The following is a 15136-nucleotide window of genomic DNA, read 5'->3' on the forward strand; positions in this document are numbered from 1 at the left end:
GTCCACCGCCCCGGAGGAGCATGTCCCACCCCACCCCCTACCCACTGAGACAGGCCGACGAGATCACCCGCCAGCTCGGCCAGCTCGCCGACCACCTCTCTCAGCTTCCCCCGCCCCAGGCCGCACAGGTCATCGCCCGCGTCCTCGACCCGGACAAGGGAGTCCTCGGCGGCATCACCCACCTCGTCGCCACCAGCAGCATGTTCGCCAAGAACCAGGCAGAGCAAGGCGCACTCCCCGCGGAAGTGTGGCTCGCCCTGGGCCGCGCCTCGAACGAACTCGGCGACATCAGCCTCGACCTGGACGAACACAAAGACACTCTCCAGCGCGTCGGTACCCAGCCCGCCGCCACGGTGGCGAAAGCCCCGGCACCCGTACCGCTCGTCGTACGGCGCCACCGGTGAAGACGAAGCAGCGGCACGGCCGGGGACCCGGCGAGCAGCACCCCCTCCCCTGCGTCGTGGACGGCGTCCGCGACCTGTACGGCAGTTCGCCGGCAAGCGAGCAGGAGTCCTGCCCGTGCCGCTGAGCGAACGACAACTGGCTGCCTTCGCCGACAAGCACGCCTGGCAGATCCCCTTCGACACCAGCCCCCGCCATCTCGCCGGTCCCGGCGACGCACGGCACATCACCCACGGGCTGGCCGTCGCCGGATGGCAGCGCACCTCCGACCCGCTCAGCCCCGAGATGGTGCTCACCAGTCCCGACCACCGCTACAGCCTCGGCTTCGATCCGGGAGCCGGCATGTTCGCCTGGTGGCGGCTGTGGGCGGAACCCACGGACACCGAACACGGCTGGTACGCCTCCTTCGGCGAACTCGCCCCTGCCGAGATCATCAGTGGCCTCACCGACGCCCTCGTCACCTCCCCGCCCCCAGCAGAGACCGCTCCCCTGGATTTGCTCGACGCTGCGGGTTGGCTCATCGACGCCCAGGGCGCGGCCAGTTCGCCAGACGGAACGTGCCGCGTTGAGCGGCGTACAGAAGAGCGCGACGACTCCGAGGTGTCCTGGCACGTCGAGGTGCGCGATCCCGACCGAGGCCGCTTCGGTCCCCGCCTGTGGGAGGCACGGTTCGCCGCCCGGACACCACGGCCACTGGTCAACGCCGTCGTCACCGCGCTCGCCGACCGCAGCCCCCTGCAGCGCGGCATGCACGATCGCACCGCCCACTACAGCGTCGTCCAGGAGCCCAGCCCGCTCACTCCCAAGCAGGTGGTCGAGGCACACACCGCCCGGCTCGACGCGATCCGAGCCGGGGCGCGCGCCGCCCGGCGACGACACAAGAACCCCGTGACGGCCCCGGCCCGCGTCAGCACGGCACGGCCGGCCGTTCGCCGCTGAACCGACAGGACTACTCCCATCCCCCCTTTCGACCACCACGCCCACCGCGTCTTGCTGCGCCACCTCGACCACTACGTGCGGGACAGCAAGAAGATCCTCGACGCCTGGGACACCTATTCCGACGAACACACCAACCTCGACGGCTGGCCCTACGACGACCACGCCTACGGCCTGCGCCAGAGCCGGCGCGACGCCGACACCGCCGAAGCGTTCGAGCCGCTCCGCTACGGCGCCCGCCTCCTGCTGGCCACCGCCGAGACACAGCTGGCCCGGCTCCCGACGAACCTGATGCAGACTCGCTGGGTCTATCAGCTGGGCGTCCTGCACACGGCGTTCGACCGGCTCGGCGAACTGCACGAGCAATGGCTGCTCGCCCGCGACGCGCTCCCCGCCGGCGCCGCGCCCGGCACCCCGGACTTCGACGACGCGCTCGCCGAACACCACGCCGAATCGTGGAGCTACCTCGACGACTGGGCCACCCACGGCCACGCCCTCCGGGAGATCAACACCGCAGCCCGCAAGGCCCCTTCTCCCCTGGCCGCCGCATCGGCTTTCCTACCCGTCCGGCCAACCGCGGCCCGGAAGTGACCATGCCCACCACTCCCGCGACCGTCGAGGTCGACTTCATCACCCCGCGCCACCTCGCCGGCGGCGGTGACCCCGCCTGGATCACCGTCCCCCTCCACCGCGCCTGCGGATGGAGCCACGGCGACGACCCCCTGATGCCGCGCGTCCTGCTCTCCAGCCTCGACCAGAAGGCCCTCCTGCGCCTGGAGCCCGGCCCCGACGACCAGTGGTGGGCCCTGCACCACGCCGCCGAGCCGCACCGGCCCGCCTGGCACGCGAGTTTCGGCGCCCGCACCCCCGTCGAACTGATCGCCGCCGTCACCGACACCCTCACCGACCCGGCCCCGGCCGCCGACGTGCCGTGCGATCCGTACGAAGCGCTCCGGCAGGCCGGCTGGACACGGTACTTCGACGACGGCCTCGTCTCCCCCGACAGCACGGCGTACGTCGAGCGTCCCGGAACACCGGCCGATCCGGAAGCCTGGTTCTTCACGGTCACCCTCGGCACACGCCGGAAGAAGGTCTGGCAGGCCCGACTCGGCGCTCACACCCCGCCGCACCTCGTCGCCGCGTTCACCGCCGCGCTCGCCGACCCGAAGCCCTTGCTCCGCACCGGCAGCGGGCGCAGTCTGCCGAGCCTCGACCCGAACATCGTCACCCGCAAGACCACCGACGTACTCGCCGTACTCCTCGCCGGGGCGCTGGAAGACCGCGTCCAGTCCCTCGCTGCCCGGCGCCCCACCCCGCCAGCGGTCCGGACCCCGGTGCGGCAGGCGCAGCCCAGAGCCTCCCGCAGCCGCTGACCCTCACCTCGCCGCCCGGAAACCTCCAGCCCTTGCCCTCTTCCTCTTCCAGCAGCAATACCGACGGATACGACCTCGTCCTGCGGCTCCTGCTCGGCGTCCTCGCCGTCGTCGTCCCCCTTGCCCACCTGGCCTGGCTGTCCGGGAACATCGCTGCCTGTCTCACCGGCACCAGCTGGGCCCCCTACCAGCCGACCAGCGCTCTGCTCCACCCCGAACGGGTCTGGCCCACCACAGGAGAAACGTCCCTGCTGATCGGCGCCCGCATCGTCCCCGTCCTCCTGCTCCTCGCCCTCGGGACAGGGGCCGGCGTCCTGTGGGCCCGGTACAAGAACCGAAACGGCGGGCGGAAGAAGACCATCGCCGACATGGCCAAGGCCCGGGACATCGAGCCGCTGATGGCCAAGGCGATCACTGACAAAGCCCGCTCCCTGCGCCCCAGCCTGAAGAACACCAAGCACATCGCCGCGAAGGAAACCGGCGTCCTCCTCGGCAACCTGCAGGGCAGCCGCCACGAGGTGCGGATGGGGTTCGAGGACGTCGCCGTCGCGATCATGGCCCCCCGTTCCGGGAAGACCACCTCGCTCGCCATCCCCTCCATGCTCGGCGCCCCCGGCCCCGTCCTGCTGACCTCGAACAAGGCCGCCGGCGACGCCTTCACCACCGCCTACGAGGCACGGGAGCGGGCGGGGACGGTGTGGACCATGGACCCGCAGCAGATCGCGCACGCCGCACGCGAGATGTGGTGGAACCCCCTCGCCTCCGCGACCACCTTGGACGGCGCGAACCGGCTTGCCGGACACTTCCTCGCCGCCTCCGTGGACGCCTCCCAGCAGGGCGACTTCTGGTCGAAGGCCGGCAGCAACATTCTGTCCCAACTGCTGCTGGCCGCGGCGCTCGACGAGCGCCCGATCACCGACATCATGCAGTGGCTGGCCTTCCCCGCCGACCGCACCCCGCTCGACATCCTGCGCGACCATGGCTTCGCCGCCGTCGCCGCTCAGCTCAAGGGCACCGTCGAAGGGCCGCCCGAGACCCGGGACGGCATCTACGAGACCGCCCGGCAGTACGCCGCCGCGCTCCTGAACGCGGAGATCGCCGCGTGGGTGACCCCGCAGAAGGAGGTCCCGGAATTCCGGCCGGAGCAGTTCGTCACGTCCACCGACACGCTGTTCCTGCTCAGCAAGGACGGCGGAGGCGGAGCCTCGGCGCTGATCGCCGCGTGCGCGGACTCGGTGATGCGGGCCGCGACCGCCCAGGCCGAACGCGCCGGCGGTCGCCTGGACCCGCCCATGCTGGCGATCCTCGACGAGGCCGCCAACGTGTGCAAGATCAGCGACCTGCCCGATCTGTACTCCCACCTCGGCTCCCGCGGGATCATCCCGATCACCATCCTCCAGTCCTACCGGCAGGGCCAGAAGGTGTGGGGAGACGCGGGCATGGACGCCATGTGGTCCGCCTCGACCGTCAAGGTGATCGGCTCCGGCATCGACGACCCCGACTTCGCCGACAAGCTGTCCCGCCTGATCGGCGACCACGACGTGGAGACCACGTCCACGTCGCACTCGGAGTCCGGCAAGAGCACCTCGGTGTCGATGAGACAGGAACGGATCCTGCCCGCCGACGCGATCCGGGCCCTCCCCAAGGGCACGGCCCTGTGCTTCGCCACCGGCATGCGCGCCGCCATGCTCGACCTGCGGCCGTGGTACCGCGAGCCGGGCGCCGAGGACCTGTCCGCCGCCTCCGCCCGCGCGTCGCAGGCGATCACCGCCCGCGCTGTCGCCAAGCACACGCCCACGCAGTCCGGCTTCGGGAAGGCCGCGTGAACAGCACCCCGCTGCATCTGGTGCCGGTCCGCTCGCGCCAGGCGAAGGAGTTCGTGCGGACCTGGCACCGCCACCACCCGCCGCCCGCAGGGCAGATCTTCGCCGTCGGTGCCGCCGACGAGAGGGGCATCCTGCACGCCGTCGCCGTCGTCGGCCGGCCCGTCGCCCGCCACCTCGACGACGGCGCCACCCTCGAAGTCACCCGGACCGCCAGCGACGGCGCACGCAACGCCAACTCCCTGCTCTACAGCGCATCGTGGCGTGCGGCGAAGGCTCTCGGATACCGGCGCCTGGTCACCTATACGCAGGACGGCGAGAGCGGCGCGTCCCTGCGTGGCGCCGGCTGGCGCCTGATCGCCAGCCGCCCGCCGAGGGCCGGATGGCACACCCCCTCCCGTCCCCGGACCGGCCACGGCAACGACCACGTCGCCCGCTTCCTGTGGCAAGCCCCCGATCAGCCGTCGGCAGACAACCTGCCCAGCACCTGACAGACCCCTGTACCAATCTCCCGGCGCACCGTCCGGATCGGAGTAGCCCTGCTCATCATCGACTTGACCGAACACACCCGCCTGCTCGCCGAGGTATCCCCCGCCCTGAAGGACTTGTCCGCCGAGACCAGACGCATCCGAAAGGGCGAGATCGCCAAGCCCGTGCGCGAGATCGCGCCCCTCAGCCTGCGCGTGCACGAGCTGGCAGCGCAGTGCACACGCCAGGTCCACGACCTGTCGGTCAGCCAGTACCCCGCGATGGAGGGCGGCGCCGAGTCCCTTGCACACCTGGCCGGCGCGTGCGCCCAGATCTCGCTCGCCGCAACACTGTGCAACCTCGCCATCCACCACCGCACCGAGATCCTGCTGTCCGAGGACGCCGACCCCACTCCCGCGGCCAGCGCCGAACAGCTTCGCCTCGCCGGTGAAGAGATGCAACGCGCCGCAACCACCTATCGCACCGTGGCGCAGCAGCTGTCCCGCCGCCTCGCTTCCGCCGCGCCCCGCCCCCAGATCCTGCACCGCGGATCGCGGCAGGCCCCTGCGAAGCCGATGGCCCCGGCCCCAGCCCCGGCCCCGCGGAATGCCCCGACGGTCCGGCGGCCGGCATGACTACTCCGCCCGGCGCTGGCCTCCTGTTCGACGTGGCTGCCCCGCCGACTCCGGTCGAGCGGCTGCTGCTGCTCGCCGACTTGTACGTGCAGCACAACGACATGCTCGACCGGCTCGTACGGGCCAAGTCGCTGCCGTCCGAGCCCACTGCGCACGGCGGCTCTGCGCAGCGCCTCGCCACCGCGACCTGTACCGCCGTCAAGGCAGTCACCGATGAGCGCCTCTTTCGCAGCCAGGGCCTGTCGGACTCGGTGCTCCGCCTCCAACAAATCGCATTCCTGAGCAGTGCCTCCGCAGACCAGCAGCTCCCCGTGGCGTGCACTCTGACCGCCTTGGCACCCGAAGCAGCGATGGGCTGCGCGGAAGTCCTCGCCTTCGAGATCCGGCACCGCCGTGGGAGCACCCCTGAAGCTCCGGACCGTCCGCTGACCAGCACGCAGCGCGACGCCTTGTGGGAGATCGGCTGCGGGAACGTCGTGGCCACCAACTCCCTGGGCCGGCAGTACGTCCACTACCGGGACGAGCGCGTGCTGATCGGCACGCTGCGGGAGCTGGAAGCGGACGGTCTGGCCGAACGCGTCCCGAAGTCCGCGCCCTCCGCGTACATCGGCGGACCGCTGCAGGACCGGGTCCGCCTCACCGCCGCCGGCACCATCGCCCTGGCTGCCGCGATCAGCCGCCCTCCCACCGCCAGGACTCCAGGTACAACCCCTGCGTCCGTGCCCGCCGCCGCGAAGGAAGCCACCCGAACCCGTTGAACGACCCTCCGGAGCCGCGCCACACCATGCCCCCGCTCGACCTGGCCGAACAAGGACGACAACTCCACGCCCTGGCCGCTGACTTCGATGCCCTGCACACGCGTGTCCGGGACGTCTCCTACACCCCCGGCACCGACGCGCTACAGAAGATCAGCCCCCTCCTGCTCAAGGCCCAGGAAATGACAGCCGCTGTCCTCGTCCGTCTGAGCACGCTCGACTCCAGCGCCTACACCCCCATCGCCGGCAGCCGCTCCAGCCTGGAGTGCCTGGCCTCGGTCGCGGTCGCCTCCACCCTGGCCGGCAGCGACCTCGCCAGCGCACTGCTCGCCAGCCCCTACGACGGGGCGCCCTCCGACGGCTCCCCCGCGGACGGCGCCCCGGCGCGCACCGCCCGCCATACCGCGGCCCTGACGAAAGTGAGCGGGCGCCTCGCCGACGCCTGCCACCAGCTCGACCGGAGCGCAACCGGATGCCGCGACGCCGCCACTGCCCTCACCCACGACCTCCGCGCCGCCCGCGACACAGCCGGCCCGGCCCAGGAGGCTGCCGTCCCCGCTCTGACCGACACCCAGTACGACGCCCTCAAGTCCCTCGCCCCCGGCAACGGAATGCTGTACGAGGGGGCGCGGCGAGGGCCGGGTGTGATTCGTGTGGCGACCGCGGACGGCACCCGTGTCTCGATCGCCACCTTCCGGGCCCTGAACAAGCGCGGGCTCGTCGGCCGGGACATGACCACCCGGCTGTCGCGCGGGCAGAAGATCACCGTCACCAAGCTGGGACACCAGGTTCTGGCCAGGCCACGCCCCACAACCGCAGCCGGCCCCGCTCGGACCTCCTCCACACCTTCTGCAGTGCGCGGCGCTCGCCGGTGACGCACTTCGCGCCCCAGGACCGCGTCCTGGTCTCACCGCGCTACGTGGCAGGCGCCGGAATCGACCGGCTCGCCGACGCACTCAGCCCGCTGATCCACCTCTTCGGCTGGCCGAGCGAACACGACCCTGCGGCCGGACGCCTCACCGTCACCAGCCCTGACGGCAGCCTGTTCGTGACCTTCAACTCCTCCCACGCACACGGCCCGTGGTGGTCGATTGCGCACCACGAGCCGTACTGGGAAGCCCGGTTCGCCCGGCAGACGCCGATCGAGGCCATCGCCGCCGTCACCCAGGCCCTCCCTCAACTACTCGACGACGACCGTCACGCCGAACGGATTCCACTCACGACCAGCACGCTCGCCGAGATCGCCGGCCTGAACCACTGGCGTCATGAAGGCGGTGGCAACTTCACCTCGCCCGACGGCCACTGTCGCCTACAGCACACCGCGGGCAAACAGCCCCCGTGGCACTTCCGGCACCACGTGTATGACGGCTTCGACACCCACTGGGACGCCTCCTTCACCCAGGACGCCCCCGAACAACTGGTCGCCCAGTTCTTCGCCCACCTCGCGACGACCGCTCCAGTCGAGCGCGCTTTCGGTGACGTGCCGCACCTCGTGCAGGACCTGGACGCCGCGGTCATCACACCCGTCCGCGGAGCCGTCGTGAACCCGCACGTACACCATGCTGGCGCCCAGCTCGACCGTGCGATGCGCCGCCGCTGAACGGAACCCTCCACCCCTGATGACCAACCCGACCGTCCCCGCCGAACACCTTCTCACTCTCGCCGCGGACTTCACCCGGCACAACGACGCCTTGGCCGCGATCCGGCTGACCTCCTCCGACCCCGCCACCGCCACTGCCCTCAACCAGTTGGCCGACCTCACCCAGCACCTGAGCGACTCCGCGCTGCACATCGGGGATGTCCTCAACGAGCAGTCGATGCACCACAGTCCCACGATCCTTGCCGTGTACGCGCGGGTGAAGCAGCTCGCTCAGCTGACCGTCACAGCGGCCGAACATCTCCAGATTGCCGCGGGCATCCTGGACATCACACACGCCGGGATGCCCATACACGACGACGCTCTGCCCCTGACCTCCCAGGAAGCCCTGGATCAGGCCCGCAGCCGCCTCACCCTCGTGCGGGACCTGACCGCCCTGGGTGCCAAGGACGCGCTGGCCACCGCCGAGCTGTTCGTCGCTGAACGAAGCCGTCGAGGCGCCCGCCCGCTGCACCAGCCGCCTGCGCTGTCCACCGCTCAAGACGCCGCCCTGCGTGCCATCGCCCAGGGCGAGGTGACGATCACCGACGACAGGCCGATCATCCGCAGCAACGACGTCCGCGTCTCCATCAACACCATCCGCTCCCTCGAATCCCGGGGCCTGGTGATACGCGAGCCATGCCTGCTGCGGCACCACGACGAGCGGGTCCACCTCACCGCCGACGGGTCCCACGGCCTGGCCGCCGCCTTTGGCCTTCCCCGACCCCCCGTCCCCACCGCCGCCCGTCCCGCGGGCCGCCCGGCCGCGACCGCAGCACGCCCAGCCACCCGTTGAGCCGCGTCTCTCCCCAGACGTCGCGCACCCCTGCTAGTCCCCTTCCGACCTGCATGACCCGAGACCGTCTCCCGCTGGCACCCCACTCTGGCCGATTAGACCCCTTGGATCGCCGTGTCACTTATGGACATCCCTGATGTGTTCATCGGGTCCACCGACGACGGACACACCTTCGTCGTGCTGAACCGCCGCCTCCGCGAAGCCGACCGGCTGCTGACCGATGCCGGTTTCCTCGCCCGCGAACATCTCGGCCGCGCGCTCTACCTGCTTGCGCCGGGCACCCCACAGGACGTGCAGGAGCGCGCAGGCGCCGCGGTGTACGGGCTCCTCGCCCACACCCACGACCTCGTCGACCTGTCCTGGACGACCCGCTGGAGCCCCGACCATCCAGTGGACGACCCGGACCTGCAGATCCAGTTCGGTGACGGCAGCGTGGCCGTGAGCGCCAAGACCACCGCCGCCCGTTCCCTCCTGGAGCAGCACGGTTTCATCCTCACGGCAGACGGCTCGTCGTACCGTCTGCGGGACGGGCTGGACGAGCGCGGGCTGCTCGGCGCTGTCACGGCCGCCGAGACGCACGCATACGTCCACGGTCTCAGCGCCCGCGTCGGCCTCGGCATCCCCACACCCACCGACATCCCTCCAGCGGGGCGCCGACGTGCTGCCGCCACCGGCCCACTGCCTGCGCCGCCGGCGCGCCGACGCACTCGCTGACCCCCTACACAACGTTGATCGCTGCCGCCCCGACGGGAGTTACCACGTCCTCCGACAACCCAACTGCGCATGATCTCGCTCGCGCCCTCGCCGATCAGCTCCACCCGGGTGCCGCACCCCGGGACGTGACCGTCAGCTTCAGTGCCCGCCGGCAAGCCCCCGTCGAGTACCGCGACCGCGGTCGGGGCGGGCCGGTGACGATCTACGCCCAGGCCCTGCACGCCGCCCTCTACGGCCTTCCCGCAGACGATGTGCCACTGCCCGCCGCCTTGGACGCACTCTTGCAGGCCATGCACGCCACGACTGCCCCCGAGCAGGAGACCGCGGTTCTGCGGCAGGTCGCCGAGCAGCTGCGCAACGCCGCCGAGATCATCCAGCGCTACCAGTACCGAGCCCAGTGGGACCGGCTCCCCGCCGATGTCGCCAAGCAGCTCCAGGACGCCCACGAGCAGGCCGAGCAGATCGCCCGGGCCCTGGACCGCGTAGCTCCCGCCTTCAACAGCCAGCCCACCACGGATCCCGTGCCCGGCCCGCACCACAGTCACAACCGCAGCACCGCCGCCCCCGCGACCACCCCGACTCCACCGGCCCGACGCCGCCGCTGACCCCCGGCAGCGTCCCACCGCCGGGAAGGGCATCACCCCCCTGACCGCCTCCGATTCCCTGCACGCACTCCTCACCCAACCCCGTTGTGCGCTGGTCGTGTTCGTACCCGCCGGCCTGCACCCGCCCACCGCCGAGCGGCGCCACCTCGACCAGATCACCGACGCAGGTGCTGACGTGTTCGAAGTCGGGCTGGCCCACCACAACGCTCACCTCGACGGACCCGTCATCCAAGCGGCCTACCGCCGCGCCCTTGGCCGCGGGCAGGTCCTCGACCGCACCCTCCGTTCGGTCGAGTACGCCGCTGGACTACGGCCGACCGTCGTCATGACCTACTGGGAGCCCGTCAGCAGGCACGGCCCCGAGCACCTGGCCCGCCAGTTCGCCGACGCCGGTGCGGCCGGCGTGATGGTCGTCGACCTCCCCGAGCACCAGGCAGAGCGCTGGCGGACCGCAGCGAAGGACGTGAACCTCCAGACCCCCCGCCTCGTGCGACGCCACAGCGCCGCCACCGAACTCGCCACCGTGGCCATCGGTGCGTCGGGGTGGCTTTACGCGCCCGCCAGTACGGCCCCCACCGGCTACCGCGGCCCGCTCCACATCCCGGCGCTCGCCGACTTCACCCGACGCCTTCGTGCCGCGAGCCCCCTGCCCGTCGTGTCGGGCGTGGGGATCTCCACCCCAGCCCTCGCGGCACGCGTCGCCCCGCTGGTGGACGCCGTCGTCGTCGGCACCCCGATCGTCCGCGCTCTGACCAGCCACCCCGAGCAGGCCGCGGCGCTGACCGCCGCATTCGCCCAGGCCCTGAACCCACACCCCGCCACAGAGACCCGTGCCTGACTCCACCAACCCGGACCCGCACCTCGCCCGGATCGCGTCCGAAGCGTCCGCGCTGCAACACGCCCTGCGTCTTGGCCCCACCGACCGTACCTCCGCCCTGGCCACGCGAATCAACGACGCCCAGCAACTCGCCAGCACCGCCCTGAGGCTGTTCCTCACCCTCGGCGCGCAGGCGTCGCCGCCCACACCCGCGGACCTGCTGCACCTTCACCAGGTCGCGCAGATCGCCAAGGCCGCCCAGGACGCCGCCGCCGAACTCGCCGCCGCCCTGGCCCGCGGGGTGGAGAACCAGCGCCGGGCCGACACGGCATCCGGTCGAGTCGTCCTGATCGGGCCGACACCACAGCAGTTCATCGCGTCGGCCGCCGACCTCCTCGACCCCATCCCCGCCCTCTGCCACGGCATGTCCCGCGACCGGCAGTAAGAACGCCCCGTTTCCCTACTCTCAGGACAGACCATTTCAGATCAGCCCAGATTCCGCGCCCTTTCCCTGGGTGCCGGAGTTCAGTCCAGCACGCTCCTCGCCCTGTCAGCCGAGGGAATTCTCCCCAAAGTCGACTACGCAATTTTCGCCGACACCGGATGGGAACCCCAAGCGGTCTATGCACACCTCGACCGCCTTGAAGAGGAGATAGCCACACCGGCCGGAATACCCGTACTCCGCGTGTCGGCCGGAAATATCCGCCAGGACGCCCTGGACCCGGATCACCGGTTCGCCTCCATGCCGCTCCATATCCTCAACCAGGACGGGCGGCCTGGAATGACCCGACGCCAGTGCACCGGGGAATACAAGGTGAAGCCGATCAAGCAGAAGGTCCGCGAACTACTCGGATACCCCTATCCCACACGCATCCCAAAGGGGGTGTTCGTCGAACAGTGGGTGGGAATCTCGACCGATGAATTCCACCGGGCCAAGGACGCCGACGTCAAGTACATGCGCAACCGGCACCCGCTTCTCGACATGTCCTGGACCAGAGCCGACTGCGTACGCTACCTGACCTCGCTCGGGCTGGCCGATACGCCGAAATCGAGCTGCCTGGGATGCCCTTTCCACGGAAACGCCCAGTGGCGGCATATCCGGGACACTTCCGCGTCCGAGTGGGCGGACGTCGTCGAATTCGACGAAGCGATCCGCCAGGGCAATGCCCGCGCCAACGCCTCAGGCAGCCAACTGCTAGGCGAGGCGTTCCTTCACCGCTCCCGTGTCCCGCTGAGCCAGGCACCGATCGACCACGTCACAGCGGCCGAGCGAGCCGCCCAGCAGATCAGCATGGACGAGGCAGACGTCCTGGAGAACGGCGTCGAGGACGGCTGCTCCCCCTGGGCCTGCCGCGGCGACGCCGACGCGCTGACGCAGGACAGCTTCGGGCTGGCCACGTGATACTCGACCTCTTCGCGGGGCCCGGCGGCTGGAGCAGAGCACTGCACGTCCTGGGCGCACGCGACGTCGGGCTGGAATGGGACCCATGGGCGTGCAAGACCCGGACTGCCTCCGGACAGTGGACCATCCGTACCGACGTGGCGATGTACCCGGTGTGGCCGTTCGTCGGCCGCACCCGCGGTGTGATCGCGTCCCCGCCGTGCCAGGCGTGGAGCATGGCCGGCAAACGCCTCGGCCTGCTCGACCAGCCGCTGGTGCATACGGCGGTCGAGGACCTGGCCGCCGGTCGCGACACCCGCGACCGTCTTCTCGCCGCGTGCCGTGACGAGCGCTCCCTGCTCGCGGCCGAGCCGATGCGCTACCTGTACGCGTTGAACACGGTGGGCGAGCCCGACTGGGTGGCCATGGAGGAGGTCCCGGACGTCCTGCCCCTGTGGAAGCAGTACGCGGCCGTCCTGCGCGGGTGGGGGTTCTCCGTCTGGTGCGGGATTCTCAACGCCGCCGACTTCGGGGTCCCGCAGACCAGAAAGCGGGCCATCCTGCTGGCCTCCCGGGTCCGTACGGCGCAGCCGCCCACGCCCACGCACGCCCAAGTCGCTGAGCCGGACTCGCTGTTCGGTCCCGGCCGCGCCCGCTGGGTCAGCATGGCCCAGGCCCTGGGTTGGGGGGCGACCGACCGGCCCGTTCCCACCGTGTGCGCGGGTGGCGGGCCCGGCGGCGGACCTGAGCCGTTCCCGTCGGGCTCCCGCAAGACGCTGTCCGACGCCCGGGAGCGCGGCACGTGGACACCCCGCCCGGACAGGACGGTCCGGCAGTCCCGTGGAGATCGCGCTGGACGGGCGGCCAAGCACAGCAGACACGGGCGCCGTGCCGCCGACGCTCACGCGCAGACCTGCACTGCGGAGGCCCCTCGCTGGTCTTGGTCCCTGCGCAGCAACAGCCAGGCCAACGCCACCGTCCGTCCGTTGTCCGAGCCGGCGGGGACGCTGTTCTTCGGGCACCGTGCGAACGAGTGCACCTGGGTCGCCGAACCCGCCTCACCGCCAGCCGAGGACACGGACCCGTCGGCAGTGCCGGATCCGATCCGGATCACCGCCCAAGAAGCTGGCCTCCTGCAGACCTTCCCCGCCGACTACCCCTGGGCCGGGAACAAGGGCCAGCAGTTCTCGCAGATCGGCAACGCCGTCCCACCGCTGCTCGCCGGCCATCTCCTCGCCCCGCACCTCGGCTTCCGCCTCGACCCCGACGACTTCACCCTCGCCGCCTGATGCCCCACACCCCCGAAACCGACGAAGACCACGACCTCGATCTCGACGCCAGCGCTCCACCCCAGCCGGTGTTCCACGTCGAGCAGGCCCTCCTCGGAGCCCTCCTCCTCGACCCGCGCCGTCTGAACGACGTGAACGGCATCACCGCCGACTCGTTCTCCACCGCCGCCCACACGGCTGTGTTCGCCGCGATCAGCACCCTGCCGCCGCCCAATCCGGCCGAGCACGCAAAGAACACCGCCTGGCTCGACCTCGTGCTCGCCACGGCACGCCAGCAGGCACGCGGGCTGACCGCCTCAGACCTGCACGCACTCGTGCAGGTCTGCCCCTGGCCCCGCCACGCACCCGCCTACGCCAGGATGGTCGAGGCCGAACACGCCCGCCGACGCCTAGCGGCAGCCGCAGAACACCTCGCGCACGCCGTCCACGACGCCTCCCTTCCCCACCCCGTCCAGACGGTGCTCACCGAGGCCGACACGCTCGCCACGGTCGTGGAAGACATCGCGGCCCGCTTCCCGCCGCGCGCAGGCGTCCTGCCCCGCACCCCGGCTCCGCCGCCACCTGCCGCACCGGACTACACGCAGGCCATCGAGGAGGAGCGACTCCTGCTCGCCACCGCCACCGCCTACCCGGCGGGCATCGAAACCGTCCCGTGGCTGCTCCCCGGCGACCTCGTCATACGGCTGCACGCCGGCCTGTGGCAGTGCCTGACCGCCCTGGCCCGCCGCCAGGAGCCCGTCGACCCCGTCACCGTCCTATGGGAAGCCCAGCAGCGCGGCCTCCTCGACGACGGAAGCGACCCCGGTGAAGTTCTGCGGACGCTGGCCGAACCGGCGGCATCCGTAGAGCACTGGGGCGAACGCGCCCTGGAGCGCTCCCTCCTGACCACCGCCGAACACACCGCCCAGCGCATCACGGCGTACGCCGGCGACCCGGCGAACACCCCCTTCCAACTCGTCGTCGGCGCCCGCCGCGCCCTCGCCGACATCGGCGCCGTCCGCACCCGCTGGCAGCACGCCACCACACCTGCCCCACCACCGCGTCCGGCGCCCACCACCCGCGCCGGCCCACCCACCACCACGGCCACGCCGACCGCCCACGCCACGCGAGCAACCCGCTAGCACTCCACAACACGCCGGTGGCCGGACCCGAAGGCCCGGCCACCAGACGAGACCCCCACATGAGTACCGCCATCGACGCCCACGTCCGCCTCGACACCGACCTCACTCCCCCACCGTCCTAAAGCCGTCCTGACCGGCAGACAGGCCCACATTGGCCTCGTGGCCCCTTCCGGCTGTGGAGTGGAGCGTTGCCAGCAACGTCCTGGTCCTGGCATGCATCGATCACGAAGAGCCCCACTGGGCCAAGGACGCAGCCGAACACCTGCGGGCCGAAGGCATCGCCCTAGAGATGCCCCCCGGCTTCAGGAGGCCATGGACGAAGAATGGACCTGCGCCGGCTACCCCACGGACGCGGGAGCGTGCAAAGTCGAATGACGCAGGGAGA

Annotated in this window: 19 protein-coding genes; all 19 read left to right on the top strand. The window is 71.2% G+C overall.

All coding sequences use genetic code 11. The features are described from left to right. The first annotated feature begins 20 nt into the window (after positions 1-20). The 19 genes from ACIQOE_RS07470 (at position 21) to ACIQOE_RS07560 (ending at position 14751) form a co-directional block, all read left to right on the top strand. The gene (locus ACIQOE_RS07470) at positions 21-404 is read left to right on the top strand and encodes a hypothetical protein (RefSeq protein WP_401410267.1); all 384 of its coding nucleotides are present in this window, start codon (positions 21-23) and stop codon (positions 402-404) included. Beyond that, positions 401-529, top strand: a complete 129-nt coding sequence (locus ACIQOE_RS07475; RefSeq protein WP_401410269.1) for a hypothetical protein — start codon at positions 401-403, stop codon at positions 527-529. Before ACIQOE_RS07470 ends, ACIQOE_RS07475 begins: the two co-directional genes overlap by 4 nt. Next, positions 520-1341, top strand: coding sequence for a DUF317 domain-containing protein (locus tag ACIQOE_RS07480; RefSeq protein WP_401410271.1), 822 nt, complete (start codon positions 520-522; stop codon positions 1339-1341). Before ACIQOE_RS07475 ends, ACIQOE_RS07480 begins: the two co-directional genes overlap by 10 nt. A gap of 51 nt (positions 1342-1392) precedes the next feature. Continuing rightward, on the top strand, positions 1393-1929 hold the full coding sequence (locus ACIQOE_RS07485) for a hypothetical protein (protein WP_401410273.1): 537 nt from the start codon (positions 1393-1395) through the stop codon (positions 1927-1929). A 2-nt stretch (positions 1930-1931) separates the two neighbouring features. Further along, entirely contained in the window at positions 1932-2711 is a 780-nt protein-coding gene (locus tag ACIQOE_RS07490; RefSeq protein WP_401410275.1) for a DUF317 domain-containing protein, read from the top strand. A gap of 32 nt (positions 2712-2743) precedes the next feature. Then, on the top strand, positions 2744-4537 hold the full coding sequence (locus ACIQOE_RS07495; protein ID WP_401410277.1) for a type IV secretory system conjugative DNA transfer family protein: 1794 nt from the start codon (positions 2744-2746) through the stop codon (positions 4535-4537). Then, the gene (locus tag ACIQOE_RS07500) at positions 4534-5025 is read left to right on the top strand and encodes an XF1762 family protein (RefSeq protein WP_401410279.1); all 492 of its coding nucleotides are present in this window, start codon (positions 4534-4536) and stop codon (positions 5023-5025) included. Before ACIQOE_RS07495 ends, ACIQOE_RS07500 begins: the two co-directional genes overlap by 4 nt. 63 nt (positions 5026-5088) lie before the next feature. Beyond that, a complete protein-coding gene (locus tag ACIQOE_RS07505) occupies positions 5089-5637 on the top strand; it encodes a hypothetical protein (protein ID WP_401410281.1) in 549 nt (182 codons plus the stop codon). 32 nt (positions 5638-5669) lie between these two features. Further along, a complete protein-coding gene (locus tag ACIQOE_RS07510) occupies positions 5670-6395 on the top strand; it encodes a hypothetical protein (protein WP_401410283.1) in 726 nt (241 codons plus the stop codon). Next, positions 6392-7267, top strand: a complete 876-nt coding sequence (locus tag ACIQOE_RS07515) for a hypothetical protein (protein WP_401410285.1) — start codon at positions 6392-6394, stop codon at positions 7265-7267. The genes ACIQOE_RS07510 and ACIQOE_RS07515 overlap by 4 nt, the downstream gene beginning before the upstream one ends. Continuing rightward, complete coding sequence (locus ACIQOE_RS07520) at positions 7264-7992, top strand: DUF317 domain-containing protein (protein WP_401410287.1); 729 nt, start codon at positions 7264-7266, stop codon at positions 7990-7992. The genes ACIQOE_RS07515 and ACIQOE_RS07520 overlap by 4 nt, the downstream gene beginning before the upstream one ends. 19 nt (positions 7993-8011) lie before the next feature. Beyond that, the gene (locus ACIQOE_RS07525; RefSeq protein ID WP_401410289.1) at positions 8012-8824 is read left to right on the top strand and encodes a hypothetical protein; all 813 of its coding nucleotides are present in this window, start codon (positions 8012-8014) and stop codon (positions 8822-8824) included. A 123-nt stretch (positions 8825-8947) separates the two neighbouring features. Further along, positions 8948-9538 carry a hypothetical protein gene (locus tag ACIQOE_RS07530; protein WP_401410291.1) on the top strand — a complete coding sequence of 197 codons (591 nt, stop codon included), beginning with the start codon at positions 8948-8950 and terminating at the stop codon, positions 9536-9538. A gap of 290 nt (positions 9539-9828) precedes the next feature. After that, positions 9829-10143 (top strand): hypothetical protein, encoded by a 315-nt coding sequence (locus ACIQOE_RS07535; RefSeq protein ID WP_401410293.1) that lies wholly within the window; start codon positions 9829-9831, stop codon positions 10141-10143. Between the two features lie 58 nt (positions 10144-10201). Next, on the top strand, positions 10202-10981 hold the full coding sequence (trpA, locus tag ACIQOE_RS07540; RefSeq protein ID WP_401411526.1) for a tryptophan synthase subunit alpha: 780 nt from the start codon (positions 10202-10204) through the stop codon (positions 10979-10981). After that, on the top strand, positions 10974-11405 hold the full coding sequence (locus tag ACIQOE_RS07545) for a hypothetical protein (protein WP_401410295.1): 432 nt from the start codon (positions 10974-10976) through the stop codon (positions 11403-11405). Before trpA ends, ACIQOE_RS07545 begins: the two co-directional genes overlap by 8 nt. A gap of 66 nt (positions 11406-11471) precedes the next feature. Continuing rightward, positions 11472-12362 (top strand): hypothetical protein, encoded by an 891-nt coding sequence (locus tag ACIQOE_RS07550; RefSeq protein ID WP_401411528.1) that lies wholly within the window; start codon positions 11472-11474, stop codon positions 12360-12362. Then, positions 12359-13630: a DNA cytosine methyltransferase gene (locus ACIQOE_RS07555; protein ID WP_401410297.1), complete on the top strand. Its 1272-nt coding sequence runs from the start codon at positions 12359-12361 to the stop codon at positions 13628-13630. Before ACIQOE_RS07550 ends, ACIQOE_RS07555 begins: the two co-directional genes overlap by 4 nt. Further along, a complete protein-coding gene (locus ACIQOE_RS07560) occupies positions 13630-14751 on the top strand; it encodes a DnaB-like helicase N-terminal domain-containing protein (RefSeq protein ID WP_401410299.1) in 1122 nt (373 codons plus the stop codon). The genes ACIQOE_RS07555 and ACIQOE_RS07560 overlap by 1 nt, the downstream gene beginning before the upstream one ends. The last annotated feature ends 385 nt before the right edge of the window (positions 14752-15136 follow it).

Origin of the sequence: Streptomyces sp. NPDC091282, from assembly GCF_044757385.1 — a bacterium.
In the GTDB taxonomy this organism is placed as follows: domain Bacteria; phylum Actinomycetota; class Actinomycetes; order Streptomycetales; family Streptomycetaceae; genus Streptomyces; species Streptomyces gramineus.

Excerpts from the sequence above, each read along its gene's own strand:
- ACIQOE_RS07470 (WP_401410267.1), top strand. The coding sequence starts at position 21 with ATGTCCCACCCCACCCCCTACCCACTGAGACAGGCCGACGAGATCACC.
- ACIQOE_RS07530 (WP_401410291.1), top strand. The coding sequence starts at position 8,948 with ATGGACATCCCTGATGTGTTCATCGGGTCCACCGACGACGGACACACC.
- ACIQOE_RS07490 (WP_401410275.1), top strand. The coding sequence starts at position 1,932 with ATGCCCACCACTCCCGCGACCGTCGAGGTCGACTTCATCACCCCGCGC.
- ACIQOE_RS07535 (WP_401410293.1), top strand. The coding sequence starts at position 9,829 with ATGCACGCCACGACTGCCCCCGAGCAGGAGACCGCGGTTCTGCGGCAG.
- ACIQOE_RS07560 (WP_401410299.1), top strand. The coding sequence starts at position 13,630 with ATGCCCCACACCCCCGAAACCGACGAAGACCACGACCTCGATCTCGAC.
- ACIQOE_RS07525 (WP_401410289.1), top strand. The coding sequence starts at position 8,012 with ATGACCAACCCGACCGTCCCCGCCGAACACCTTCTCACTCTCGCCGCG.